The sequence below is a fragment of the Tianxiuia mixotrophica genome, assembly GCF_050596425.1.
Lineage (GTDB): Bacteria > Bacillota > Clostridia > Peptostreptococcales > Acidaminobacteraceae.
Genome location: NZ_CP192292.1, coordinates 65,271 through 90,075 on the forward strand (window position 1 = coordinate 65,271; position 24,805 = coordinate 90,075).

The 24,805-nt window shown below is 40.6% G+C and carries 22 protein-coding genes; 17 read left to right on the forward strand and 5 right to left on the reverse strand.

Annotation, left to right across the window (positions count from 1 at the left end; translation table 11 throughout):
- Positions 1-83: 83 nt before the first annotated feature.
- The 4 genes from ACQ4KW_RS00310 to ACQ4KW_RS00325 all read left to right on the forward strand — a co-directional run bounded on the left by ACQ4KW_RS00310 (position 84) and on the right by ACQ4KW_RS00325 (position 5,271).
- On the forward strand, positions 84-530 hold the full coding sequence (locus ACQ4KW_RS00310; RefSeq protein ID WP_430884564.1) for a ferritin family protein: 447 nt from the start codon (positions 84-86) through the stop codon (positions 528-530).
- 382 nt (positions 531-912) lie between these two features.
- Entirely contained in the window at positions 913-3,420 is a 2,508-nt protein-coding gene (locus ACQ4KW_RS00315) for a DsrE/DsrF/DrsH-like family protein (protein WP_430884565.1), read from the forward strand.
- Positions 3,421-3,488: 68 nt separating this feature from the next.
- Positions 3,489-3,761 (forward strand): metal-sensitive transcriptional regulator, encoded by a 273-nt coding sequence (locus tag ACQ4KW_RS00320; protein ID WP_430884566.1) that lies wholly within the window; start codon positions 3,489-3,491, stop codon positions 3,759-3,761.
- 214 nt (positions 3,762-3,975) lie between these two features.
- Positions 3,976-5,271, forward strand: coding sequence for a DUF1576 domain-containing protein (locus tag ACQ4KW_RS00325; RefSeq protein WP_430884567.1), 1,296 nt, complete (start codon positions 3,976-3,978; stop codon positions 5,269-5,271).
- A gap of 106 nt (positions 5,272-5,377) precedes the next feature.
- Here ACQ4KW_RS00325 and ACQ4KW_RS00330 read toward each other — a convergent pair whose 3' ends face one another.
- Positions 5,378-6,547, reverse strand: a complete 1,170-nt coding sequence (locus ACQ4KW_RS00330; RefSeq protein WP_430886522.1) for a M3 family oligoendopeptidase — start codon at positions 6,545-6,547, stop codon at positions 5,378-5,380.
- Positions 6,548-6,696: 149 nt separating this feature from the next.
- Here ACQ4KW_RS00330 and tnpC point away from each other — a divergent pair, with 149 nt between their 5' ends.
- Complete coding sequence (tnpC, locus tag ACQ4KW_RS00335; protein ID WP_430883388.1) at positions 6,697-8,298, forward strand: IS66 family transposase; 1,602 nt, start codon at positions 6,697-6,699, stop codon at positions 8,296-8,298.
- On the opposite strand, the gene ACQ4KW_RS00340 is transcribed toward tnpC, so the two are convergent.
- Complete coding sequence (locus ACQ4KW_RS00340; RefSeq protein WP_430884568.1) at positions 8,299-8,883, reverse strand: hypothetical protein; 585 nt, start codon at positions 8,881-8,883, stop codon at positions 8,299-8,301.
- A 278-nt stretch (positions 8,884-9,161) separates the two neighbouring features.
- Positions 9,162-11,750: an FAD-dependent oxidoreductase gene (locus ACQ4KW_RS00345; RefSeq protein ID WP_430884569.1), complete on the reverse strand. Its 2,589-nt coding sequence runs from the start codon at positions 11,748-11,750 to the stop codon at positions 9,162-9,164.
- Between the two features lie 320 nt (positions 11,751-12,070).
- Here ACQ4KW_RS00345 and ACQ4KW_RS00350 point away from each other — a divergent pair, with 320 nt between their 5' ends.
- The 7 genes from ACQ4KW_RS00350 to rbr all read left to right on the forward strand — a co-directional run bounded on the left by ACQ4KW_RS00350 (position 12,071) and on the right by rbr (position 15,385).
- Positions 12,071-12,250 carry a MarR family transcriptional regulator gene (locus ACQ4KW_RS00350; protein ID WP_430884570.1) on the forward strand — a complete coding sequence of 60 codons (180 nt, stop codon included), beginning with the start codon at positions 12,071-12,073 and terminating at the stop codon, positions 12,248-12,250.
- 283 nt (positions 12,251-12,533) lie between these two features.
- Complete coding sequence (gene rd, locus ACQ4KW_RS00355; RefSeq protein WP_430886523.1) at positions 12,534-12,695, forward strand: rubredoxin; 162 nt, start codon at positions 12,534-12,536, stop codon at positions 12,693-12,695.
- A 135-nt stretch (positions 12,696-12,830) separates the two neighbouring features.
- Entirely contained in the window at positions 12,831-12,992 is a 162-nt protein-coding gene (gene rd / locus ACQ4KW_RS00360; protein WP_430884571.1) for a rubredoxin, read from the forward strand.
- A 53-nt stretch (positions 12,993-13,045) separates the two neighbouring features.
- The gene (locus ACQ4KW_RS00365) at positions 13,046-13,459 is read left to right on the forward strand and encodes a Fur family transcriptional regulator (protein ID WP_430886524.1); all 414 of its coding nucleotides are present in this window, start codon (positions 13,046-13,048) and stop codon (positions 13,457-13,459) included.
- A gap of 47 nt (positions 13,460-13,506) precedes the next feature.
- Entirely contained in the window at positions 13,507-13,887 is a 381-nt protein-coding gene (locus tag ACQ4KW_RS00370; RefSeq protein WP_430884572.1) for a desulfoferrodoxin, read from the forward strand.
- Between the two features lie 134 nt (positions 13,888-14,021).
- On the forward strand, positions 14,022-14,531 hold the full coding sequence (locus ACQ4KW_RS00375; RefSeq protein ID WP_430884573.1) for a ferritin: 510 nt from the start codon (positions 14,022-14,024) through the stop codon (positions 14,529-14,531).
- A gap of 275 nt (positions 14,532-14,806) precedes the next feature.
- Positions 14,807-15,385, forward strand: coding sequence for a rubrerythrin (gene rbr / locus ACQ4KW_RS00380; protein ID WP_430884574.1), 579 nt, complete (start codon positions 14,807-14,809; stop codon positions 15,383-15,385).
- Positions 15,386-15,594: 209 nt separating this feature from the next.
- Here rbr and ACQ4KW_RS00385 read toward each other — a convergent pair whose 3' ends face one another.
- The gene (locus ACQ4KW_RS00385) at positions 15,595-17,412 is read right to left on the reverse strand and encodes a putative Na+/H+ antiporter (protein ID WP_430884575.1); all 1,818 of its coding nucleotides are present in this window, start codon (positions 17,410-17,412) and stop codon (positions 15,595-15,597) included.
- Between the two features lie 161 nt (positions 17,413-17,573).
- Here ACQ4KW_RS00385 and ACQ4KW_RS00390 point away from each other — a divergent pair, with 161 nt between their 5' ends.
- The 4 genes from ACQ4KW_RS00390 to ACQ4KW_RS00405 all read left to right on the forward strand — a co-directional run bounded on the left by ACQ4KW_RS00390 (position 17,574) and on the right by ACQ4KW_RS00405 (position 22,038).
- Positions 17,574-18,434: a hypothetical protein gene (locus tag ACQ4KW_RS00390; protein ID WP_430884576.1), complete on the forward strand. Its 861-nt coding sequence runs from the start codon at positions 17,574-17,576 to the stop codon at positions 18,432-18,434.
- A 283-nt stretch (positions 18,435-18,717) separates the two neighbouring features.
- Positions 18,718-19,371: a metal-dependent transcriptional regulator gene (locus ACQ4KW_RS00395; RefSeq protein ID WP_430884577.1), complete on the forward strand. Its 654-nt coding sequence runs from the start codon at positions 18,718-18,720 to the stop codon at positions 19,369-19,371.
- 72 nt (positions 19,372-19,443) lie between these two features.
- Entirely contained in the window at positions 19,444-20,712 is a 1,269-nt protein-coding gene (locus tag ACQ4KW_RS00400) for a putative manganese transporter (RefSeq protein ID WP_430884578.1), read from the forward strand.
- 216 nt (positions 20,713-20,928) lie between these two features.
- The gene (locus ACQ4KW_RS00405; protein ID WP_430884579.1) at positions 20,929-22,038 is read left to right on the forward strand and encodes a M20/M25/M40 family metallo-hydrolase; all 1,110 of its coding nucleotides are present in this window, start codon (positions 20,929-20,931) and stop codon (positions 22,036-22,038) included.
- Between the two features lie 182 nt (positions 22,039-22,220).
- On the opposite strand, the gene ACQ4KW_RS00410 is transcribed toward ACQ4KW_RS00405, so the two are convergent.
- A complete protein-coding gene (locus ACQ4KW_RS00410; RefSeq protein ID WP_430884580.1) occupies positions 22,221-23,543 on the reverse strand; it encodes a PLP-dependent aminotransferase family protein in 1,323 nt (440 codons plus the stop codon).
- Positions 23,544-23,699: 156 nt separating this feature from the next.
- Between ACQ4KW_RS00410 and ACQ4KW_RS00415 the strand changes: the two genes are divergently transcribed.
- Positions 23,700-24,671: a DMT family transporter gene (locus tag ACQ4KW_RS00415; RefSeq protein WP_430884581.1), complete on the forward strand. Its 972-nt coding sequence runs from the start codon at positions 23,700-23,702 to the stop codon at positions 24,669-24,671.
- Positions 24,672-24,805: the final 134 nt, after the last annotated feature.

A 24,805-nucleotide genomic window follows, 5' to 3' on the forward strand; every position in this document is an offset into this window, starting at 1 on the left:
GGGAGTTTTTCCATAGCGTCAGGATTACAAGAAATAGTATATAGGAGTCATTTGGAAAGTGACTGAACATAAGGAGGACAATCATGAGCGAAAGATTTATTCTTGAGGACCTTCTCAATGGGCTGATTGAGCTTGAAGATACAGGCAATAAGCTTTATACAAGTCTAAGTGAGAAAACACTAAGTGATGATGTTTCAAGCCTATTTAAAAAATTAGCAGATCAGGAGATGAAGCATAAGGAAATCTATCAGTCTTATAAAATGTCCCTTGTGCCTAAAGAGATCGTCGACGAAGACTATTTGTCATACATAAAAGTTATGCTACAAAAAAATATTCAATTTTTAAACATCATAAAAGCTCCAAATGATCTTGAAGCGTCCATTTGTCAGGCGGTTCAGCTTGAAAAGGATACAATTATCTTCCTGATGGAGATGAAAAAAATTACTCGGTCCCATCACCAAACTGAAATTGATGAGATTATTGCAGAAGAAAGAAAGCACTTGCAGTATTTATATGAGTTGGATGTATAGATTTAAACCACAGCATAGGCCATATGGTCGTTTAAACTGACAATGATTCATAGGGCATCGACTGTAAAGGACATTTTGAAAGGTGGTCAATTAAGCCACTAAGACACTAGAAACTACAGGATCGTTCAAGTTCTAATTAAGCACCTCATGCCAGACAATGAAGAGTGCCTCAAATAGTAAATAGTTGTTATTTCAACCATCTACTATTTGAGGGGCATATCAAAAACTGACAGGGGTGCTTTCTATTTTTTGACCACACCCCCTTGACAGGGGGTCTAAGAATCTATAAAATGAATTCAAAGATACCCCCTCCGAGGGGGAGTGCGAATAAAATAATCTATCTTTTAACAAAGGTAGGGTGAATAAAACAGGAGGTTATGTAATGGGTCAGAAAGTATTAATTGTCGGAGGCGTTGCTGGTGGTGCAAGTACAGCGGCAAGACTTCGTAGAGTGGACGAAAATGCAGAAATCATCATGTTTGAAAGAGGCGATTATATCTCTTTTGCCAACTGTGGTTTACCGTACTACATTGGTGAAGCCATTGAAGAACGAGAAGCCCTTCTTGTTCAAACCCCAGAGGGTATGGGTGCTCGTTTTAATATGGACATTCGTGTGCGAAACGAAGTCCTTTCTATTGACAGGGAGAACAAAACAGTACGTGTTATGAACCACAATACCAATGAGTCGTATGAAGAATCATATGATGTTTTAGTGCTTTCGCCAGGTTCAACACCTCTAAGACCCCCAATTCAAGGTATTGACGCTCCAAATATCTTCAGTCTTTGGAATATTCCAGATACAGACATGATCAAGGGCTTTGTGGACAAGAAAAAGCCTGAGCATGCGGTTGTGATCGGCGGTGGATTTATAGGTCTTGAAATGGCAGAGAATCTACATGAGCGGGGTTGTAATGTGGCTGTTGTTGAAATGGCAGATCAAGTTATGCAGCCAATTGACTTTGAAATGGCCAGCATCACCCATCAACATATGAGACAACAAGGGGTTGACCTCAGACTTGGGGACGGCGTCAAGTCTTTCCATCACGATAAGAGAACAGGCAAGACAACTGTGGAGCTACAAAGCGGTCAGAAAATAGACACAGACCTTGTTATACTATCCATTGGCATTAAGTCAAACTCTCAGCTTGCTAAGGATGCAGGTCTTGAAGTGAACCAGAGAGGCGGTATTGTTGTTGATGACTACATGAAAACATCTGATGCCAGCATATATGCACTTGGAGATGCTATTGAGGTCGTTGACTTCAATGACAAGACAAAGACTATGGTGCCTCTTGCAGGACCAGCCAACAAGCAGGGCAGAATTGTTGCAAACAACATTGCAGGCATGAAGGAAACCTACAAGGGAACTCAGGGCACATCTATTGCCAAAGTCTTCGATTTGGCTGTTGCAAATACAGGGCATAATGAGAAGACACTCAAGCGAAACGGCAAGGTTTACGGCAAGGACTACAAGACAATTATTATTCATTCCAAGTCCCATGCAGGCTACTATCCAGGCGCAATGCCAATGACACTCAAACTTATTTACGATATGAATGGGAAGATCATTGGTGCTCAAGGGGTGGGCCATGACGGTGTTGATAAGCGTATTGACGTTATTGCAACAGCCCTCCGATATGGGGGTACAATTTATGATCTGAAAGATCTTGAACTGGCCTATGCACCGCCATTTGGTTCTGCCAAAGATCCGGTCAACATGCTTGGCTTTGTGGCTGAAAATGTTCTATCCGGTAAAAGTGAACATGTTCACTGGGACCAACTGGATGATTTTAATGAAAAAGAAACAATCATTCTTGATGTTCGTGAAGACATTGAAAGAGAACTGGGCCATATTGATGGGTCTTATCACATCCCTCTTGATGAGCTTCGTGAAAGAGCGGGCGAGCTTGATAAGAATAAAAACATTATTGTTTACTGTGCCGTTGGCTTAAGAGGGTATGTTGGTGAGCGTATTCTTCGACAGCTCGGATTTAAAAAGGTTTATAATTTCTCAGGCGGCTACACAACATATTCTTGTATGTTCTGTCAGAATCCTGATGATACAGATAAGTGTGGAGGCAGTATGTGTGATTGTGACATCAATTTTACGGATGATGGGTCAATTGATGAAATTCCAGTTCATGAAACCGGTGAAGTTGTTAAGCTAAATGCTTGTGGACTTCAGTGTCCAGGACCAATTATGCAGGTCTATAAGCGTATGGAAGAAATGAATGATGGAGATGTTTTAGAGGTTCGAGCAACAGATCCTGGTTTTGCAAGTGATATAGGGGTATGGGCCGGACGAACAGGCAACACCCTCATGCATGTTGAAAAGAACGAGAAAAAGGAAATTGTTGCCCGCCTTATGAAGGGGCAAAAGAAAGTGGCTCATTCACCTGCTGGTAAGCTTGCACCTGTGGCTGAAGACAAGACAATGGTCGTTTTCAGTGGTGATATGGACAAGGCCATTGCATCACTTATTATCGCCAATGGTGCAGCGTCTATGGGTAGAAAAGTAACCATGTTCTTCACATTCTGGGGACTGAACATACTCAGAAAGCATGAACCTGTAAAGGCAGAAAAGGACTTCCTAGGTCGTATGTTCTCAGGCATGATGCCGCGCGGAACAAAAAAACTTGGTCTTTCTAAAATGAACATGCTTGGCATGGGACCAAAAATGATTCGAATGGTCATGAAAAAGCATAATGTTGATTCCCTTGAAACGCTTCTTCAAACAGCCCTTGATAATGGGGTGAACATTGTGGCCTGCAACATGTCAATGGACCTTATGGGCATTACGGAACAAGAGCTTATTGATGGAGTGAACATGGGCGGTGTGGCTACTTACTTGGGGGCTGCAGAAGAGTCAAACGTCAACCTTTTCATTTAGACCTTGGGTATCTGTTCAGTGCATGAAGATTGTGATAAAATAATTGGAGAAATCCAAGGAGGGAAATTATGGCGAGGCAAGAAGCGAAAAAAAGCATTATTAACAGGTTAAAGACCATTAAAGGACACATTGCAGGTGTTGAGAAGATGGTTGAAGACGGTAAAACTTGTGATGATATCCTTCTGCAAATAGCAGCGATAAAATCTTCAGTGCATAAGGTTGGCCTTCTCATCATGGAAGAACACGCAATGGAGTGTCTGCTACTGGATGAAGATGGTGAACCAGTTGATAAAGATCAGATGGAAAAAGTTATAAAGACGCTTGTTAACTATTCTAAGTAATTCTTTGCTATGGATATGTAAAGATCGGGTTTAGATAATCCCACGCACCTAACAGACAGATTAGGTGCGTGGGATTTTTTTCGCTGTTGATTGTCATACTCAAATAGGAACATATGAGCATATATTCATAAAAAACACGGAAAACGCTTGCCTCTCATTTTATTGCCTGATAAAATAACCAGTACATATCAAAAAAATGGAGGGATGTAAATTTATGAAGAAAAAATTGATCAGCCCGTGGTTGCTGCCACTAGGCATTTCGGTGGCATTTTTAATCTGGGGATTTCTCGTGGAAACACCAAAAGAAATTGCCCAAGGACTGACCAGTATCATGTTGGAACCAAGCACGCTTATCACGGATTATATAGTCATTGCAGGGCTGGGGTCAGCCTTTGTAAACGCGGGCATTTTAGGACTCATACTCACCCTTATAACAATCCATGTTCGAGATGAGGCAGATGGCGTCACCATTGCGGCCCTGTTTTTAATCATGGGTTTTGCTCTATTTGGGAAGAACTTATTCAATGTCTGGTTTATATTGGCAGGCATTGTTCTGCATAGTTTTATCTTTAAAGTGGATTTAAAATCTCTTTGGGTGGTGGGGCTTTTTGGTACGGCAATGGCGCCTATGGTAAGTGATTTAATATACTCAGCATCAACACCTGAACCTTTTGGATGGCTGGCTGGAACGGCAGCTGGTATGGCAACAGGGCTTTTACTGCCCATTGTTTCGGAATGGTTAAAGAAGATTCATGATGGCCATAATTTATACAATGTGGGATTTGCCGCAGGCATTATTGGAACTGTATTTGTATCGATTTTCAAATCATATGGATATATGCCAGCCCCTCGACTCATATGGAACACAGACCATCAATTTGTTCTATTTGCCTTTATGAACACCCTGTTTGGCCTCATGATCATTGCGGGCAGTCACTGGAATCCGACGGCCTGGAAGTCTTATAAGAAACTTCTTAAAACATCGGGCCAAGCACCCACAGACTATTTAAAAATGTTTGGGTCTGGCGTCATGATGATCAATATGGGGGTCAATGGCATGCTGGCAACCACTTATATCTTGGCCATTGGAGGAGACTTAAATGGACCGACTCTAGGTGGAGTGCTGACCATTGTTGGATTTGGTGCCGCTGGCAAGCACTTCATGAATGTCCTACCTATTTTCGCGGGTATTTATTTGGGGGCTCTTACAAAAATTTGGCATGTGACAGACCCAGCCTTACAGCTGGCGGCTCTTTTTGGAACGGGACTTGCGCCTTTTGCAGGTCGATTTGGATGGGGTGGTGGAATTCTAGCAGCCTTCATTCATATGTCTGTAGTTCTCAATGTGGGTGGCCTTCATGGAGGGCTCAACTTGTATAATAATGGTTTTTCAGCAGGGATTGTGGCCATGATTCTATTGCCTATCTTTGAAAGACTTCGGGTTTTAAAAGAAGAGCGGTCAAAGGTTTCAGCCCAAGATTGTTCTGGTATAGAAGTATATGAGGTATAAGAAGTTTTTAAAAAAGGTGCGAACGAGAGGGCTATAAACCTCTTATTCACACCTTTTTTAGAATCCATAGAATGATCAAGTCTTATATTTTTGCAGGCACCTAACTTTAGAGTTTGGTGTCATCCACATTTTGAAGATAATTTTTGATAGGACCGGCAATTTTTGCTATGGATCCATCTTCAAATGGGTTGTCAAGGTTGGCCAGTTCGATGAGTTTTAAGAATGAAACGGAACCGCCTGCTTGGCAAAGCTTGAGGTAATCCTGCCAAGCCTGGTTTTTGCTTTCATCATCTTGACTCTTGATCCAGAACTGATAAGCACACACTTGAGCCAGAGTGTAATCAATATAATACATTGGCATTTCGAAAATATGCATTTGACTAAACCAGTAAGTGCCTTTTTCAAGGAATGGATATTCTGCATAGTTTCTGAGTGGAAGGTATTTTTTCTCAATTTCTCGCCACTTGGCCTTTCTTTCATCAGGGCTGGCATCTGGATGCTCATAGATAAAATGCTGGAATTCATCCACTGTAACACCGTATGGGATGAAAGTCAGTCCGCTGGATAAATGTGAAAACTTATACTTGGTTTCATCTTCCTTGAAAAAGAGGTTCATCCATGGCCATGCAAAAAACTCCATGGACATAGAGTGAATTTCACACGCTTCTGTTGTTGGCCAGTTGTATTCAAGAACCTTAAAGTTTCGACTGCTGTATACTTGGAAGGCGTGACCAGCTTCGTGGGTCAGAACATCCACATCTCCAGAGGTGCCGTTGAAATTGGAATATATGAAAGGCACTTTTTCATTGGCGATATATGTACAGTAGCCACCTGGTGCCTTGCCTTCACGGCTCACAAGGTCAAGCAGGTTCTTTTCTGTCATGACAGTGAAAAATTCATGGGTTTCTTTTGATAATTCCTTGTACATGGTTTTGCCTTGGTCAAGAATCCACTCTGGACTGCCCTTTGGTTTTGCGTTTCCGCTCGTAAACTCAAGGCCTTCATCGTGGTAGTGGAGTTCGTTAAGACCAAGTCTTTTTTGCTTTCGTTTAAGAAGTTCTGTTGTGATTGGCACAAGGCTTTCAAGAACTTGTTTTCTGTAGTTGGCCACATCGACATGGTTGTAGTCTGAACGGCTCATTCTAAGGTAGGCCACTTCTACAAAATTATCAAAGCCGAGTTTCTTTGCGATTTTATGGCGAACCTTAATGAGGCTGTCATATATTGTGTCAAAGTAACTATTCAGACAGGTGAAAATATCTAGGATATTTACTATTGGATTTTCGTACTTTTATACTCTGCTCCGCAAAGAAAAATAGCCTGTTTTTTTCTTTTAAAATCCAGTTGTAACTATTGAAAATACTGGATTTTAACCTCATTTTATGCTATAATATAAGTAGCTAAAAAAAGAGAGGAGATAGCAGCATGAATAACGATTTTTCTTCAAAAACAACTAAAGAGCTAATGGATAAAATTAACACACTTACCGCTGCTGTTGAATCTTTAACGACGACAATCAACAATCAAACCGACACAATCAACAATCAAACCGACACAATCAACAATCAAACTGACACAATCAACAATCAAACTGACACAATCAACAATCAAACTGACACAATCAACAATCAAACTGATATTATTAATAGTCTGATAGCCACTAATGCTGAGCAAGCAGAAACCATCAAGACCTTGAAGGAAAGCCTCAATAAAAACAGCAATAACAGTTCTAAACCTCCTTCAAGCGATGGGCTTAAAAAACCTAAACCAAAGAGTTTACGCAAGCCTTCCGGCAAATCTGCCGGTGCTCAGAAAGGGCACAAAGGCAACGGACTTAAACTTATGAAAACTCCTGATGAAACAGTACAGCATTTTCCGAAAGAATGTAATAACTGTCCGTTTAAAAAACAGTGTGATGCATGTCAGGTTTCTGAAACTAGATATAATATCGATATCATTATTGATACAAAGGTTACAGCTCATCAGGTAATGACATGTGAATGTTCCTATAGAAACAATGAAGTCATATCTGGTGTGTTTCCAGAGTCTATCAAAGGGCGTGTTCAGTATGGTGACAATTTGAAAGCGCTTGCTGTTACACTAAATACTGCTGGTATGGTAGGCATCAAACGTACTCATGATATTTTAAGCGCAGTATTCAATCTGCCCATTAGTACAGGTACAATTCATTCTATGGTTACCAATGTAAGTGAAAAACTAGAAGATACCGTAAATCTTATTCGTGACAAGGTCAAGTCACTAGATCTTGCTCATTTTGATGAAACAGGTTTACGTGTAGATAAAAAACTTCACTGGGTTCATAATGCTTCAAATACCCACTTCACTTATTTGACAGTAGAAGAAAAGCGGGGATCAATAGGGATGGACTCAAGTGGTATCCTCCCTGAGTTTAAAGGTATAGCGATACATGACTTTTGGAAACCGTATTTTACATATAAAAACGTTGATCATGGAATCTGCAATGCACACCTATTAAGGGAACTGACTGGTGTAATAGAAAATTATCCAGAACAGATATGGGCTGAAAATATGATCAATCTGCTTCTTGAGATGAAAAATCTAAAGGATACCTTAAAGAATGATGGTTATACAACTTTAAGCGAGTATCAATTGAAATATTTCAATTCAAAATACGATGCCATCGTAGAAGAAGCCATAAAGGCGAATCCAATACCTGATAAACCTAAAGGTAAACGTGGTCGCCATAAAAAAGGTAAAATCAGAGCTTTGATTGAACGCTTTGCATCCCACAAGGGGGAAGTCTGTCTATTTATAAATGACTTCAATGTTCCCTTTGATAATAACCAAGCAGAGCGTGATGTCCGAATGATTAAAGTGAAACAAAAGGTATCAGGAACTTTCAGAACCAAAGAAGGTGCAGATACTTTTGTAAGAATTATGTCTTATCTAGGAACTATGGCTAAGCATGGTATCAATTCATATACTGCGATTAAATCTGCTTTAAAAGGTCAATCAATGGATTTTCTTAAAGCTGTGACTGAATAGTTACGTGTCAAATTTATTTTCATTTTCCTCAAAGAAGGACCAAAAAACCTTAGAGGCTTTCTGACGCATCTGTCGATCTGGTGATTGCATGAAAGGTCTCATTTGCGAGAGGTTTCTTTTTTCCCCTTCGAAGTCAATATTGGCTGAAGCCATGAGTTTTCTATATTCTGTGCAAAGTTTGTTTTCTTCTTTTAGATCATCAATAATATCCTTTGAAAAAATCTTCAGTGACATTTCTGCTAGGGTGAAAAGCTGATCGCCCCACTTGTTTTCCAAGTCTTTTCTGAAAGTACTTTTTGTGAGAACTTCATAGAATCTGCTGTCAAGTTCTTCTAGGTATGGGCGGTTTTCATCCCAAAATTCTTGTTCTTTTTCATAGAAATCATCTCGGGTATCCATTGTATGGCGGATGTAGCCAATGTTGTCCATTGTGTCGATATCTGCTCGCAGGTCATTAATTTCAGATAGGATCTTGTCTTGTGCTTGAAAGCTTGTGGCATTTTCGAACTGATCAAGTTTTTGGTTCATGGATGCTTTGATCTGCTCTATGTCAGGTCGAACGTACTTAAAATCTTGAAATTTCACGTGGGTCCTCCTTCAAATCTAATCCGATTTATTCCAGTATGTTGGTTTAATTTTACATCAAATGACATAAGAAAGATAGATAAAACGTTAAATTAATTTTAATATAATAATTTTATTTTATGGTTTTTCATAAGTAAACTTTATATGAGCAAGGTCTAGGACATTTTATAGATTTTGGAGGCCAAAGGCCCAGTAAAAAAGGAAGCACGGCTAAAAGCCATGCTTCCCTGGGCTGATACAGTCACATTTGGTGTGTCTGACCTGTATTGAAAAAGGTCTTATTTCAAATTTAAAATGACGTCTTTAACCATATCAAGGCTTGGTGTGCCACGATTGACACCGTGCATGAGACTCACGGTTTTTGAAACATCTCCAATGAGTATGCCACCGACAAACTGGTCATTGACGAAGTAAAGTTTTTTATAAGCGCCCTCTTCAGGATGTTTGTCTGCAACAACCTTATAGGCCTTATTTTCCCGTCCAATATCTCCAATAGAGAATATATTCATGTTCATGCCATTGAATACGTTGGATGGTGTCATGGTGTGGTATTCAAGGGTGTCTCCAATGCTATTGGCGCCAGCAACCTTCCCCTGCTCTAGGGCTTCAGGCCATACACCATAGGAAATACCTGCGTGTTCAGCCACATCCCCAGCGGCGTAAATATCTGGATCGGATGTTTGCATGTGCGTGTCAACAACAACCCCTTTTTCCACGTGAAGGCCGGCTTTTTCGGCCAGTTCTGTGTTGGCCCGGATACCTGTTGAGATCAGAACCATATCAGCTGGGACAATACCGCCGTCACATAGCTGGACGCCAGTGACACTGTCTTTACCAAGTATGGAGCTGGCAATGGCGTCTTTATACACTTGAACCCCAGCAATTTTAACGCCCATCTCAAATATTTCAGACCCTTCCATGTCCAGTTGGCGTGGCAGAATTCTATCGGCAAATTCTATAACGCTCACTTCTAGCCCTAAATTTTTAAGTTCCCAAGCGGCTTCAAGACCAAGAAGGCCAGCACCGATTACAGCAACGCGCTTACATGTTTTTGCATATTTTTTAATCTTATCGGCATCTTCTAGTGTTTTAAGTGAAAAGACACCTTCCTTGTTGGCATCGGTAATTTGCGGCACATAGTTATAACTGCCGTTGGCAAGAATGAGCTTGTCGTATTTTATTTTGGAGTCATCATCAAGATGAACCACTTTCCTGTCCCTATCAATATCAACAGCTTTTTTACCAAGGCTTATGGCGATGTCGCGGTCAAGATACCAGTCCGCGTCATGCAAGTAGAACATATTTTCATTGTGGGTGTCACTCAAATAGTCTGAAAGCATTGGTCGGTAATAGGCCAGGGTGTTTTCAGCAGAAATAATGCGAATGGTCGCCTCTGTGTTTCTTTTTCGAATGGCTTCTGCTGCAGCCGTACCAGCGGCGTTGTTACCAATAATGACGATATTGGCCTTTAAATCGGATGTGTAGGTGAGTTTTTCTTCAGCGTATTCTTCAAACTGTTCATGAGAAGCGCCACAGGCCGGACAGACCTCGGGTGGTTCAACACCTTCAAAGACTTCATCACAAATGATGCAACGCCATTTTTTTACTTCGCCAGTGGCGTTCATAGAAGAACGGCTTGTCGGTTCATGAATGGGTTCATTTTTCACTTCTAGACCAAGTATTTTCTCACCAAAGCGTGCGCCAAACTCAAAGGCTGCGCTTAAGTCATCAGAATTCGGTTTAAAATTGACACGAAGGCCAGGTGTCACTTTAAGGCGAACCTGTTTCATGCGGTCTTCAAGGTTTTTCACTGCTTCACCAGACCATCCGTAAGAGCCGAATGCGCCAGCCAATTTACCGCCATGAACTACGGGACTCATGGACATAAGCAGGTCGCTGATCGGTGGCAGGGCATCTGAGTTTATGGTAGGGGAGCCGAATAAGACACCATCGGCAAAGTGGATTTTATCCATCATTTCTGCTTTTTCTGTGTAAACCATGTCGTGAGCCGTAACGTCAATATCTCCAATAGACTCAAGTCCACGTTTTATTTCATCGGCCATTTGTGCGGTATAACCATAAGCAGAAACGTATGGTATGACAACTGTTGGCTTTGTATTGGGATTTTCTTCTATAGACCATTCTTTGCACTGGTTGACGATTTTCCAAGGGTCTTCATCAAGGACAGGGCCGTGACCAGGACAAATCGTGTCAATATCAAGGTCTTCGATTTTTTCTATAGCGCTGAGCATATGGGATTTAAAAGGCCCCATAATCATATCGAAGTAGTATTTTAAGGCCTTTTGATAATTGGCTTCGTTGTCGATTTTTGAATAAAGAATTTCATCAAGAGCATAGTGGGATCCAAAAGAGTCACATGTTATAAGGGTTTTATCTTCTTCTATGTATGTGTAGATGGAATCGGGCCAGTGTAGGAAAGGTGCCGAGATAAACTTGAGGGTCTTACCACCTAGGTCAAGGGTGTCACCTGTATTGACTACAATGGACTCAAATTCTCTGTTTGCAATGGCTTTGAGGAAGCGAATAGCTGCAGCTGAACCAACCACCTTTGCCTTAGGAGCCAGTTCTAAAAGCATTTCAACAGAGCCAGAATGGTCGGGTTCTGTGTGGTCGACTATAATGTAGTCAAGTTTGGCCACGTCGATTTCAGATTTTAAATTTTCCAAATAGGCATCAAAGCATTTTGCCTTTACTGTTTCAAATACGGCTGTTTTTTCTGTGCCCTTCACAAGATATGAGTTGTAAGTTGTTCCAAACTCGGTGTACATGATTATGTCAAACACTCTAAGTTCTGGATCAAGAGCCCCAATCCAGTGAATACCATCTTTCAATTTTAATTTTTTCACTGTTAACCTCCTCTTCACATATGAACTCTGTCATATGTCTTATTGATGCATCGATTTTTTATATACCCGGCGGGCATAGAAAATATCAATTGAAAGCCCATGGTGGTCTTACTTCTAAAAGTCTGAATCAGGTCCTTAAGGGACATGTCTGGATTAATTATACATTAGTGGGAGAGATTCAACAAAAATACAAACAGTTTTTCAGCAGCGGTCTGATATAAAAAAATTCTGTCAAAGGACTTTACAAAAAACTATCCCTATGCTAATATAAAAATGTAATCGTTACAAAATTAAAATGAATTAAAACAGGAGGGTTAACCGTGGAAACAGTAGATAAGGTATTACAGGTATTTGCAGAGGCAGACAGTCCCATGCGCCCTGGTGAAGTGGCGGAAAAGTCTGGTTTAGATCGTAAAGATGTGGACAAGGCCATTAAAGCCCTAAAAAAAGAAGAAAAAATTCACTCGCCGAAACGTTGTTTTTACTCAATCAGTGAATAAATAACCTCAAAACCTTAGTCATAAACACTAATAAATCATATTTTGCAAAAAAGTTATGGAAAATATGAATAAGCGGATTAAAAATAAAAAAATCTCGATTGCCACATTGACCGAGAAAAATCGACCTAGAAGTGTGGTAGAGGGTCATAACTCAAGCTAATTTTCGAGATTATATAAAATTTGTCAATTTCTTTACTGACAAATAATTAAATGAATATTAGAATGGAATTAGGGTAAAAACGGTAGGGAAAGTTATAATACCCAATACAAAAAGGAGGCAGAAATTATGAAATATGTATGCATAGCATGTCAATGGGAGTATGACCCAGCAGTAGGCGATCCAGATGGTGGCATTGCACCTGGTACAGCATTTGAAGATATTCCGGATGATTGGGTTTGTCCAGTATGCGGCGTTGGCAAGGACATGTTCGAGCCAGTAGAATAATATCAAAAAGAATTAGTACATATCGCATGTGGATTCATGCACCATTAGACACAGTATAGAATGTAACTAGAAGTCCGGCGGCTGACTTCGTTGGTACGCCGGATTTTACTTGACCTAAATTAAGGAGAAATTATTATGAAGAATTACGTATGCGAACCTTGCAGTTATGTTTATGACCCAGAAGTAGGCGATCCAGATGGTGGCATCGCACCAGGAACGCCATTTGAAGATATTCCAGAAGATTGGGTTTGCCCAATTTGCGGTGTTGGAAAAGACATGTTTGTAGTGGCAGAGTAATACCTCTGAACCACTTATGATTAAAGGGAGAGAGGTTACTGCTGTCCATGACGATGCAGATTGAAAATATAGGGGATTTTCTAAAATCTAACAACATCAAACCATCGTACCAGCGGATAAAGATATACGAATACCTCATGGGAACGACAGCACATCCAACGGTAGATACAATTTATAGAGCGCTCCTTCCGGAGATACCGACACTATCAAAAACCACGGTATATAATACGCTCAACCTGTTTGTTGACAATAACATTGCACTCCTTATCACGATTGAAGAAAATGAAGCGCGTTATGATGCGGACACATCCGTACATGGACATTTTAAATGTGACAACTGTGGCGCTGTGCTTGACTTTAAAGCAGATTTATCTGATATATTGGCACCACAACTTGAGGGATGCCAAATCACAGAAAAGCACATTTACTTCCGTGGTACATGCAGTGCGTGTTCTCAGAAAAACTGATTCGACAGATTGTTATGATCTGTCGGGACTCGAGGAGGATTTAAATTATGCCAAAGAGACTTGAAATATACAAATGTGAACATTGTGGTAATGTTATAGAAGTATTTCATGGTAGCTCAGTGATTCCTCACTGCTGCGGCGAAGAAATGGTACTACTCGAAGAACATACTGCAGATCAAACAACTGAAAAACACGTTCCAGTGATTGAAGAAGTTGAAGGCGGTTACAAGGTGACTGTAGGATCTACACTTCACCCTATGACTGATGCTCACTACATAGAGTGGATCGAACTTATTGCTGGCGATGAAGTGCTTCGCAAGCACCTAAACCCTGGTGAAGAACCAGTGGCGATCTTTAAGACAGACGCTAAGAAAGTTGTTGCTCGTGAGTACTGCAACCTTCATGGTCTTTGGAAAAACGAACAGTAAAACTGTTAATAAATGAGTTATTTGAACCTGCCAGTGGACTCCATATTCACTGGCAGGTTTTGTGACATGAAGCCGAAAAGACTTGGCTTTTATAGATGATTTGTAATATGGGGACGAAAAAGGAGTGGAGATTTATGATTAAGCAAAGAGTAGCAGACGCTATTAATGAACAAATCAATGCAGAACTATATTCTGCGTACCTTTACCTGTCTATGGCAGCATATTTTGAAGAAGAGAACCTAAGCGGATTCGCAAACTGGATGCGCGTTCAATTCGAAGAAGAGCAATTCCACGGATTAAAACTTTTCAATTACCTGCATGAACGTGGGGGTCGCGTTACATTACAAGCTATTGAAAAGCCTAAGACAGATTGGGATAGCATTATCAACGTGTTTGAAGAGACACTTGAGCACGAGCGCCATGTCACATCACTTATCAATAATCTAATGGATATTGCACTTGAAGAGAGTGATCATGCAACAGCATCTTTCCTAAGATGGTATATTGATGAGCAAGTTGAAGAAGAATCAGCTGCGGAAGGTATTCTGACACAGCTTAAGTTCATTGAAGGTCAAGGCAATGCCATTCTTATGATGGATAGAGAGTTTGCAGCGCGTTCGTTCACACCGCCAGCAAACGCATAGTGTGTGTTAAATGATCCAGACTTTCAGGGATACTGGAAATCTGATTGTAGGTCTTTTTAAAGTGTGGATCAAGTTCAGATTATAAAAAGCAGATGTGGTTCCATATCTGCTTTTTAGTAAATAGAGCAGGACTTATGTCTTGCTATAAGATTAAATGACAGAAAATTATGAAAATCACACAGGGATATTTCATAGTTTCATGTGCAAAGACGGTCTCTATATGAAATAGTTGCACGTTTCTTGGTGAACAGGACTTAGTTTTAGGAGGGTAAACCATGGCAAGTATTATCGGTACAAAAACAGAGAAGAACTTACTCAAAGCATTTGCTGGGGAATCACAGGCAAGAAACCGCTACACAATGTTTGCTAAAAAGGCGAAAAAAGAAGGATATGAGCAAATTGCAGCCCTGTTTTTAGAAACAGCTGAAAACGAACGTGTCCATGCACAAAGATTTTTTAGCTTTTTAGAATCGGGTGAAGCTGTTGAAATCATTGCTTCTTACCCAGCTGGTAAAGTGGGAACCACATATGAAAACCTCATTCATGCAGCAGAAGGGGAAAATGAAGAGCATACAGTGCTGTATCCAGGTTTTGCTGATGTGGCAAAAGATGAAGGTTTCCCGGAGATTGCAGCAGCTTTTAAACTGATTGCTAAGGTTGAAGTCGAGCATGAACTAAGATACCGTAAACTGGCTGAAAATGTGAAGACTGAGCATGTCTTTAAGAAGGATGGGGCGTCAAGATGGAAGTGCCGTAAGTGTGGTCACGTTCATGAAGGTCTTGAAGCACCAGATATGTGTCCTACCTGTCTTCATCCTAAAGCTTACTATGAGTTGAAAGAGTTTAACTACTAGGATTTGGCTTTAGGCGTACATAAAAAACACCCATAACCCATTCACTTAGCTTGAAAGGCTTTGTTTAAATGGTTATGCGTTTATAGAGACTCTAAGGAGAGACCCACAAAATAGTTTCAGGTTTTTCTCAAGTCTTTTAAAAGGGAAGCTCTTGTCTTTGAAGAAGCTTCCCTTTTGCATGCAGGTGAAAAAATAAGAGACTTTGCCACTTAGAGCAAATAGAAGCAAAGCCCGGTCACAAGCGTTGGCACAAGGGCGTACTTGAAGAGTGTAACCGAAGAAATACCTGATTTGAAGTGCTTTTTTAAAACGGACTGACCCACGGGATTTGGTGCATTGGCAATAACGGTTAGCCCCCCGCCGGTGATGGCACCAGAAACAACAGCATACTTGAGGGCTTCAGGAAAGTTTGGAACCAGGGTGCTTAAGTATGTTATGGCAGCGTTGTCGTTAAATGCTGTCAAGATTATAGATGTAATATTGAGACCCTCAGCAGGTAAATTTCCAAGAAGTGGCGCAATCCACCAGGACTGGAGAGTCCCGTGAATCATGATACCAGCTAGGAAAAAAGCTACGAGTAGGGCTGGTTTTAAGTCAATCCTATTTTGATAAAAAACTGTCACTTGGAAGAATCCAAGGAAGAACATAAAACCCGACATGAAGAGGACGGGGTCATGTGCATTGACCACTGTCCAGGTGAGAAAGAGAATGTGAACAAGGGTAATCCAGCCTGGAACTTTTCCGGGTCGGTTGTTCCAGTTGGGATCTCTATACTGGGGCCTCTTGTCTTCTGGGAGGAGGCCGGGGAGGATTTTTTTCATTTCTTCCAGCTGGATGCCTTCAAATTTCTCATCGATGGCTTTACGAATGTCGTAGGCCTCAATTTCTTCTTGAGTCAGACGTTTTAAGGCCAGTTCTTCCAAATTCTCCTTGAGTATATTGGAGTAGGCGTCAAGTTCATTTGTAAAGCCCACACTGCTATTGACGATGTTGGCAAGTTGGGTGAAACTATGTTCCAGTTCTTTGGTGCTGACAAAACGACTTTGAATATTTCTAATGTAAAGATAGTGTTTATAGTCTTCCTCAAGAGCCGTGATGTCTCTTTTGAATATGAGGTAATACAGGCCCGTTGAAAGTGTCATGGCTATAAGAGCCTTCCAACCAAAATTGAAAAACATGAATGATGTGGTCCAGTCCCACGGACCCGCAACCATGAGTATAGGCGGTGCGGCAAAATTGGTCAGAGATCCGCCAATGGAAACATTCACAAAGAGCAGGGCCAGCGTGGCGTAGCGTAGGTTTCTTGGAGGATTAAGCCGGTAGAATTTATCGGATAACATAAAGGCTGCAATGGTCATAGCAGCAGGTTCTGTGATAATTGAACCAAGAAGCGGAGTGACTATGAGTATGGTAAGCCACCAAATTTCTATAGAATCTCCGAAGAGCTTTACTATTTTGAAGGTTATCTTTTCAAAAAACTTAATGATTGGGCGACTGGAAGCTATGGTCATAATGACAATGATAAAAAGAGGTTCTGTGTAGTGGAGGCTGTCAAGAAAGCCCACAAAGGTTTCCCAGCTGTAAAAAAGTGAGATACAAAGCCCTAGGGCAACGGCCCAAATACCAAAAACCACTTCCACATCGCCCAGCAAATGATACATTCCAGCACTGATTGAATGGCTGTTTTTATCGACAAGCCCTTGGTGGATGAGTTCTTTATAATAGAGCTCCTTATTATGGGCTTTTTTAATAAAATAACTGCTCATAAGGGTATGGATAATGGCACAAATAAATATAATGAGGGCGAGTAAATTAAAGGGTTCTGTAGCAACCCGTCCCTTGAGGATTTCAAGAATGTTTTCTGAATCACTTTCTTCATAAGAACTTTCTGGTCTAGGAAAAGCGTCTTCGCTTGTCTGCACAGTATCATGCCCAAAGGCGGGCACAGCAAATATAGCAACCGTCAGGGCAAGTAAAATCAGAGTGATATATGTGTAAGAAAGGTATCGCTTTTTCTGATGTTTCATAAGACCACCTCTTTGAATCACTCATACCCCTATGCCTATCAAATTCACGAGATTCATGGAGAATTCCCATCTAGATTTGGAATTATCGAAATATTCTGTTTGAAGATGTGAAATCTTGTTATAAAATATAAGGTGAGAGTTGAAAGAAGAGAGGGATCTTGATGAAAAAATTGCTTATTATTGATGGGAAGACATTGTCCTATAAGGCCTTTATGGGCTCAAAAAATTCTAAAGTGAGAACAAAGACAGGCCATCAAGTGCCCATGCTTGGAAAGTTTATGTCATATGTTTTGGACTTAATGGGAAAATATGAACCCACTTCTATTGTTTTGACTTTTGCCCTCCCTGATTTTCCCGAGCATAAAATCGAGGCGACCCCATCTTATAAATTGCAGTTTTCACTGCTTCAAGTCCTCATGGAGGGACTGGGAATGACCTGCTTGAAAAGTGAAAAAAACACAGGACATATTATTAAAACGCTCGTTGACTTGGCTGAGAAAGAGGACTACAAATCTTATGTTGTGACTGAAGAAGAAAAACTCTTACAAGTCTTAAATAAGAAAACCCATGTTATTTTACTCGGCAAGCAAAAAGACACACACTATAACCCAAATAAGTTTTATTTGGAATATGGAATAGAGGCTTTGTATTACCCAGATTTATACGCTCTAACTGGATGGGAAGACTATGTGAATGGCATTCCTGGGGTGGGCAAGAAAACAGCCATAAAAATGATTCATGAATATGGACCTGTGGCACGTATTCTTCAAGACATGAATCTGGTTTCTGATTTTAGGTTAAGGGAGCTTGTTGACTTGTATCAAGAGGAGCTGGAAGACGGTTTAAATCGCATTAAGTTGAATGTGCTGGATGATTTCGAAGTCGATTTTGAAAAATCCCAGTTTGATGGATTTGGACAGGGAGATCAAATGGTTTTGAGCCACTTTGGTCTTGATAAAATCCTTGAAGAATCAGGTGTGGATAGAAAAGATGATTTGCCCTTGTTTGAGTTTATGGAATAAAGATATAAATATAGTAGGTCTGCTTGTTAGAGTTAAGACAAAATCATAAAGGGTGGGAAACCATCCTTTTATTGTGCATAAAATTAGTATTTTTAAACAAGTGAATGGCCATGCTCTTGACAATGACGACAGCATTTGGATCGGAAAATTAGGGCGCTTTAATTATACATAAAAATTGTAGACTATTTTCCTGAATATTGTAGAAAAATAAGTTTGAATGCTTTATAATAGAAATATAGGGTATATTAAACATAAAATTAGGCAACCCTAAAAAGGTGGTTTTATGACAATAAGTGAACAGGATTATTTAAAAGCCATATATGAAAAAGGTGGCGCAATGGAACTTGTGAGCAACAAGACAATTTCAAGGGCTCTAGGTTTATCCCCGCCATCTGTCAGTGAAATGATCAAGAGACTTTCTTCAAGCGGTTACATTGTGTATGAACCATACAAAGGCATTCGCCTAACAGACAAGGGCATTGAGAAAGCCCTCCAGGTTAAGCGCAGACATCAATTGTGGGAACTGTGGCTGACAAAATCTCTGGGGTATCCCCTCCATATGGTCCATGAAGAAGCTGAAAGACTAGAACATGTCATGTCAGACGAGTTAGAAAGCAGACTCTTTGAACATCTAGGGCGACCGAGCTATGGTGCAATGGGTGAACGAATTCTTACAGTGGGAGCTGTTCATGAAGGGGTGGTATCATGTCCCCTAAGTGACTGTGAAACATCTAGATCTTATATAATAACGTGGGTTGAAGACGATACAGAACTGCTTAAGTACTTTGAGAACTTGGGACTGAATCTAGGTGAGACAATTAAGGTTCTCGGAAAGGCACCCTTTAGTGGTCCAATTACCATTGAAAGGGATAAGGAGAAGATGGTCATAGGTTACCTGGCAGCCCGTAAAATTCATATGACATCGTCAGAGGACTAAGACGATTGTAAATAAAGAAATCATCAATTAGACGACAATCAGTATGACAGAATTCAAACAGAGGTGAAAAGAATGTTCAAAGAAATAATTGACATCATCCTGTACAGTATGGAAGGCTCCTTTCTTCAAGTGACAGTCTTTGTAGGTGCTGTACTCATGATGTTTAACTACATTAATTTTAAAACCAAGGGTGCTTTTATTGAAACCATAAAAAATGCCAAGAAGTTTCAACCGATTATAGGTGCTCTTCTAGGTCTCACACCTGGTTGTGGGGGCGCAATATTTGTTATGCCCCTCTTTATTAAGGGCAATGTAACCTTTGGTACTGTGGTTGCAACACTGGTTGCAACAATGGGCGATGCGGCCTTTGTTGTTATATCGACAATGCCCCTGCACTACCTTTGGATTTCAGTTATATCTTTTGCTGCTGCAATCATCACAGGCTACATTGTGGATTACTTTAAGGTTGGTGATAAACTGCTGGCCAACTTGAAAATTAACAATCAAGAAGAACTTGAAGCCCTTCATGCCAAGGCGGATCATATGCTGATTGAAATGGCCAGTGGTGGAGAAGAAACACACAATCATGAAAATTACAGCCATATAGGTCACGATGAAGGTGATATTGTCGATCTAGCCCTTCACCATAATGCAAAAGGGCACCAAAAGCCTGATTCATTAGGCTACCGATTTACCCATACCTTCTTTAAGATTTACTGGGTTTTCATAGCGGTTGGTCTTGTGCTTGGTGTAATGCTTCTCTTCCAAGTGGATGTGAATGCGATGGCAGTACCGAATCTTGGGGCTTACATAGGTGTGGCCGGAACACTTATTTCTGCGGCCCTCATGATTATGGGTAAGAAATTCCTAGCAGATGACACCCATGAAGAAGCGGAAATGAAGCTTATGTCTTTAAAGGAAACCTTTATACACGGTGCTGAAGAAACAGCATTTGTTGGCACATGGGTTTTTGTGGCCTACCTCATTTATGAAATTGGTGTCTTTATGCTTGGCGGTGCGGATTATGCCGCCGGTGAGATGATTATGAAGGAAATGATGCTTGCCGCAGGACTCTACTCGGTTATTATCGGTGCGGCCATTGGACTTATTCCGGGTTGTGGCCCTCAAATTATATTTGTGGCTCTCTTTACAAAGGGTATGGTTCCATTTGCAGCCGTTGTGGCCAATGCTATTTCACAGGACGGGGATGCTCTCTTCCCACTCCTTGCAATTGATAGAAAGTCGTCCCTATGGGCGACTGTTATTACAACAATTCCAGCCTTTGTGTTTGGTATTGCCATATACTATTTAGAGGTTAAATATGGATGGTTTGCGTTTTAAGTAGGGACGTAGAATCATTACAGCTTTGACGTATAAAAGAATTATTACGAGGTGGTTATGAAATATACTCAACAACTTGACCGCTGAATTTAATTTTATTACGTATTGTTTAACGATTATTTAAGTTGAGTGGGTCCCAGAGGGGCCCACTTTTGATATTATAATAGATAGGGATTTAATAAAAATACATTGAAGCATTTGAGGAGGTTTATACATATGGTGAATCGTGAAAGACTCGTAGAAAGATTTCTGAAATATGTTCAAATCGACAGTGAAACTAGAAACGAGAAAGAATTTTCTGAAGCACTTATAGCAGAAATGAAGGAAATGGGTCTTGAAATATCAAGAGACAATGCGGGCACACCTGTTGGTTCTAACACAGACAACATTGTTGCGCGTCTAAAGGGCTCTACAGACCAACCTTCTGTTATGTTCAGTTCTCATATGGACACTGTGACGCCTGGTAATGGTGTTAAGCCAATCGTTGAAGATGGCATTATTAAAACAGATGGCACAACAGTTCTTGGTGGCGATGATAAAGCGGGCATTGCTGCAATTATGGAAGCCTTCCAAGTTCTGATTGAAAATGACATACCACATGGTGATGTTGAAGCTGTTATTACAATCGCAGAAGAAGGCGGTCTGAATGGTTCTAAGAATCTAGACTACAGTCTTGTGAATTCAAAAATGGGATTTGTTCTTGATTCTGGTGGCAAGACAGGTGAAGTTATCGTCCAAGGTCCTGCACAAGACAAGATTGATGTAACGATTTCTGGTAAGCCTGCCCATGCTGGTGTGGCACCTCAAGAAGGTATCAGTGCTATTATGGTGGCGTCTGAAGCCATCAATAACATGAAGCTTCTTCGTGTGGACGAGGAAACAACAGCTAATATTGGCGTTATTGAAGGCGGCCAAGTGACAAACATCGTTTGCCCAGAAGTGAAAATTAAAGCAGAAGCCCGTTCTCTTTCAAATGAAAAGCTGGATGCACAGTCGGCACATATGTCAAAGTGCTTCAAGGATGCGGCTGAGAAGTTTGGTGCACAGGCGAATGTTGAAGTTTCACGTGCATACAGTGCTTTTCTAGTGGAAGAAAATGATGCTATCATTGCCATTATTAAAAAGGCTATGGATGCTGTTGGAGCAAAGACACACCTGACAACATCTGGCGGTGGATCTGATACAAACATTTACAATGGCAATGGCATCAAGGCCATTAACCTTGGTATCGGCATGCAAAAGGTTCATACACTTGAAGAGTTTATCGAAATCGCTGACCTTGTAAAGAGTGCAGAACTCGTTGTAGAGATTATTAAGAACGTATAAGGGCAAGTGGAAAAAAAAGAAAAATAAAAATAGAAAATAAAAAAATTAATGGATATATTGAATCAGATTCAGTGTAACCTGTTGCCAAAAACCTCCAAATTGGTCGAGATCTTTTAAATAAGATGACCCGTTTGGAGGTTTTTATATTTTATGAGGGTGCTGTGCCAGCCATCAATCTATGGTTATAGAAGTTGAAAGAGTTTTTCAAGACCGGTTTCAATTTTTTCCTGCCTTGTGTTTGTCACATTGAGTCTTAAGTAGTGATGACTTTGGGCATGGGGAAGGGAAAAGTTTTCTGAAGCGCTCATAATGTGAATGTTATTGTCTTTAAGCCTTGAAACCGGTGCCGGATGATCTAGTTCAAGGCATGTAAAAACGGCCTTTGAACTCGGCTTTGTATATCGGATGGATGGGGTATGGCAGACCAGTTTCTCAAGACTGCCGTGGAGTGTGTCAGCCCTTTTTTTGTAGAGACTGTTCATTTTTTTAGCATGCTTTTTAAACATACCGCTTCGGTGGTAAATTTCAAGGGCTGCTTGTGAGATCATGGATGAGTCTATGTCTGCGTAGACCTTGCGTTTTATAAAGACATCTACCAAGTCATCTGGCAAGATGGAAACACCGACACGAAGGCCAGGAAAAATAATTTTCGAATAGCTCTTTAGGTAGATGGTGTACCTTCGCTGGGAATCGTATGCGAAAAGTGGGTCGGCCTTTGGGTTGGTTTCATAGTCAGACAAAAAATCATCTTCAACAATATAAACATCATATTTATAAGCCAAGTCCACAAGGCTTTGTTTTTGATTATCTGCCAGGGAACTGCCAAGGGGGTTGTGAAATCTTGGCATGGTATAGAAAAATTTTATATTTTCTGTGGCAAAGATTTTTTCAAGTTTTTCAAGGTCTATCCCTTGGTGGGTTCTTTCTATATAAGACACAGATTTTCCAAGTGTCTGAAGTTGGTCAAGAAACAAATGATAGGTGGGTTGTTCCACCAAAATAGTATCCTTACCACTGGGAAAGGGCATGTCAATAAGCAGGGATAAGGCCTGCTGGACCCCTGAGGTTATGACGAGGTTCTTGGCCTTGGTGAAAATTTGATCCTTCATAAGGGATTTTACGGATACATCAATGAGCCCATTCAGTCCCCGAGCGGTTCCATAGAGGAAGAGTTCAGCCTGATATTTTTGTATGGCCTGGTTGATGCAAAGCTGAAAGTCTTGATAGGGAAAGAGACTGGGGTTGGGAGAAGACGTTGCAAAATCTATGTCAGTTTCTTCGTCATACAGTGAATTTTGCCTTGTAAGAACATAATAACCACTTTGGGGCACAACATAGATAAGATTCTTATCGACTAATATTTCAAGAGCCTTTATCACCGTTGATTTATGAGCATTGTAGTCCTTACAAATGCTTCGAATGGAAGGCAATTTTGCCCCTTGGCTATAGGCGCCATTTTCAATTATCTTTTCAAGTTGACCTGCAAGTTCAATATACTTATACATACTTGGTCCTTTCAACTGTACCGCCACAGTTTCCTTTTGATGTCATTGTACACCTATATAGGGCGTGTTTCAATAAGACTACAGACAATCGACCATGAGAGGGCATTAAACTCTGTAAACTTGAAAGTAAAAACAAATATGAAAAGGAGTTTTACAATGAAAGATAATCTTATAAAGAAAAGCAATCACACTATGAAAAAAACCAGTGCCTATATATCGGCGGTGCTTTTTTCTGTATTTATTGGATTGTCATTTTTATTTATGAAAATGGCCTTAGCATATGCTGAACCAGTGGTGGTTCTAGCCCATAGATTTGCCATTGGCGCGGGGGTCTTTGCCGTATACAGGGCTTTTACCGGTCAAAGACTTAGGGTGAAATGGGCTGAGATTTTAGAGATCCTGCCAGTGGCTATTTTTTATCCGGTTTTGTTTTTTCTCCTTCAAGGCCTTGGTCTTTTACGCCTCTCATCATCTGAGGCGGGCATGATCCATGCTATGGTTCCTGTTATGACCTTGATTCTTGCTTCTATCTTTCTCAAGGAGAGGACGACAATGTTTCAAAAAATAAGTGTGCTTCTTTCGGTGACGGGTCTTGTCTACATTTTTTCCATGAAGGGGATTGCCCTTGAAAGCATGAATCAAACGGGACTGGTTTTTGCTCTTTTATCAGCGCTTGCTTCTGCCTTATATGGTTTGCTTGCTAAGAAACGACTCAAGGACCATAGTTATATGGATTTAACATATATTATCCTCCTTGTTGGCTTTATTGCCTTTCATATGGCTTTTCTTGTAGGCAGTGGCCCCCATGATCTGTGGAAAACATATACAGGTCCATTTCTTGAGGAAGGTTATATGATGAGCATTATATACTTAAGTGTTTTTTCTTCTGTTTTGTCTTCGCTTTTTTCCACCCGGGCACTGACGGTTCTTCCTGCTTCACAAATGAGTGTTTTTAATAATCTTGCCACTCTGATAAGCATTGGCGCTGGTTTTCTTGTCTTAAGCGAACCTCTTGAAGGTTACCATATAATTGGGGGCAGCCTCATCTTACTTGGGGTGATTGGGACCAATATAGGGCGTGTATCCCCTGTAAGGACATGTCTGAAAGAAAGCAAGGTTAAAGCATAAAAAGAGCGCTGCTGACCTGTATCAGGTCGACAGCGCTTTGTTTTTGATTACAAGTGCTTAAAAGGTATAAAGTTTTTGAACCCATCGTTGACACATGAAGGTGTAAATGATAAAATACCAACACCGAACAAGCT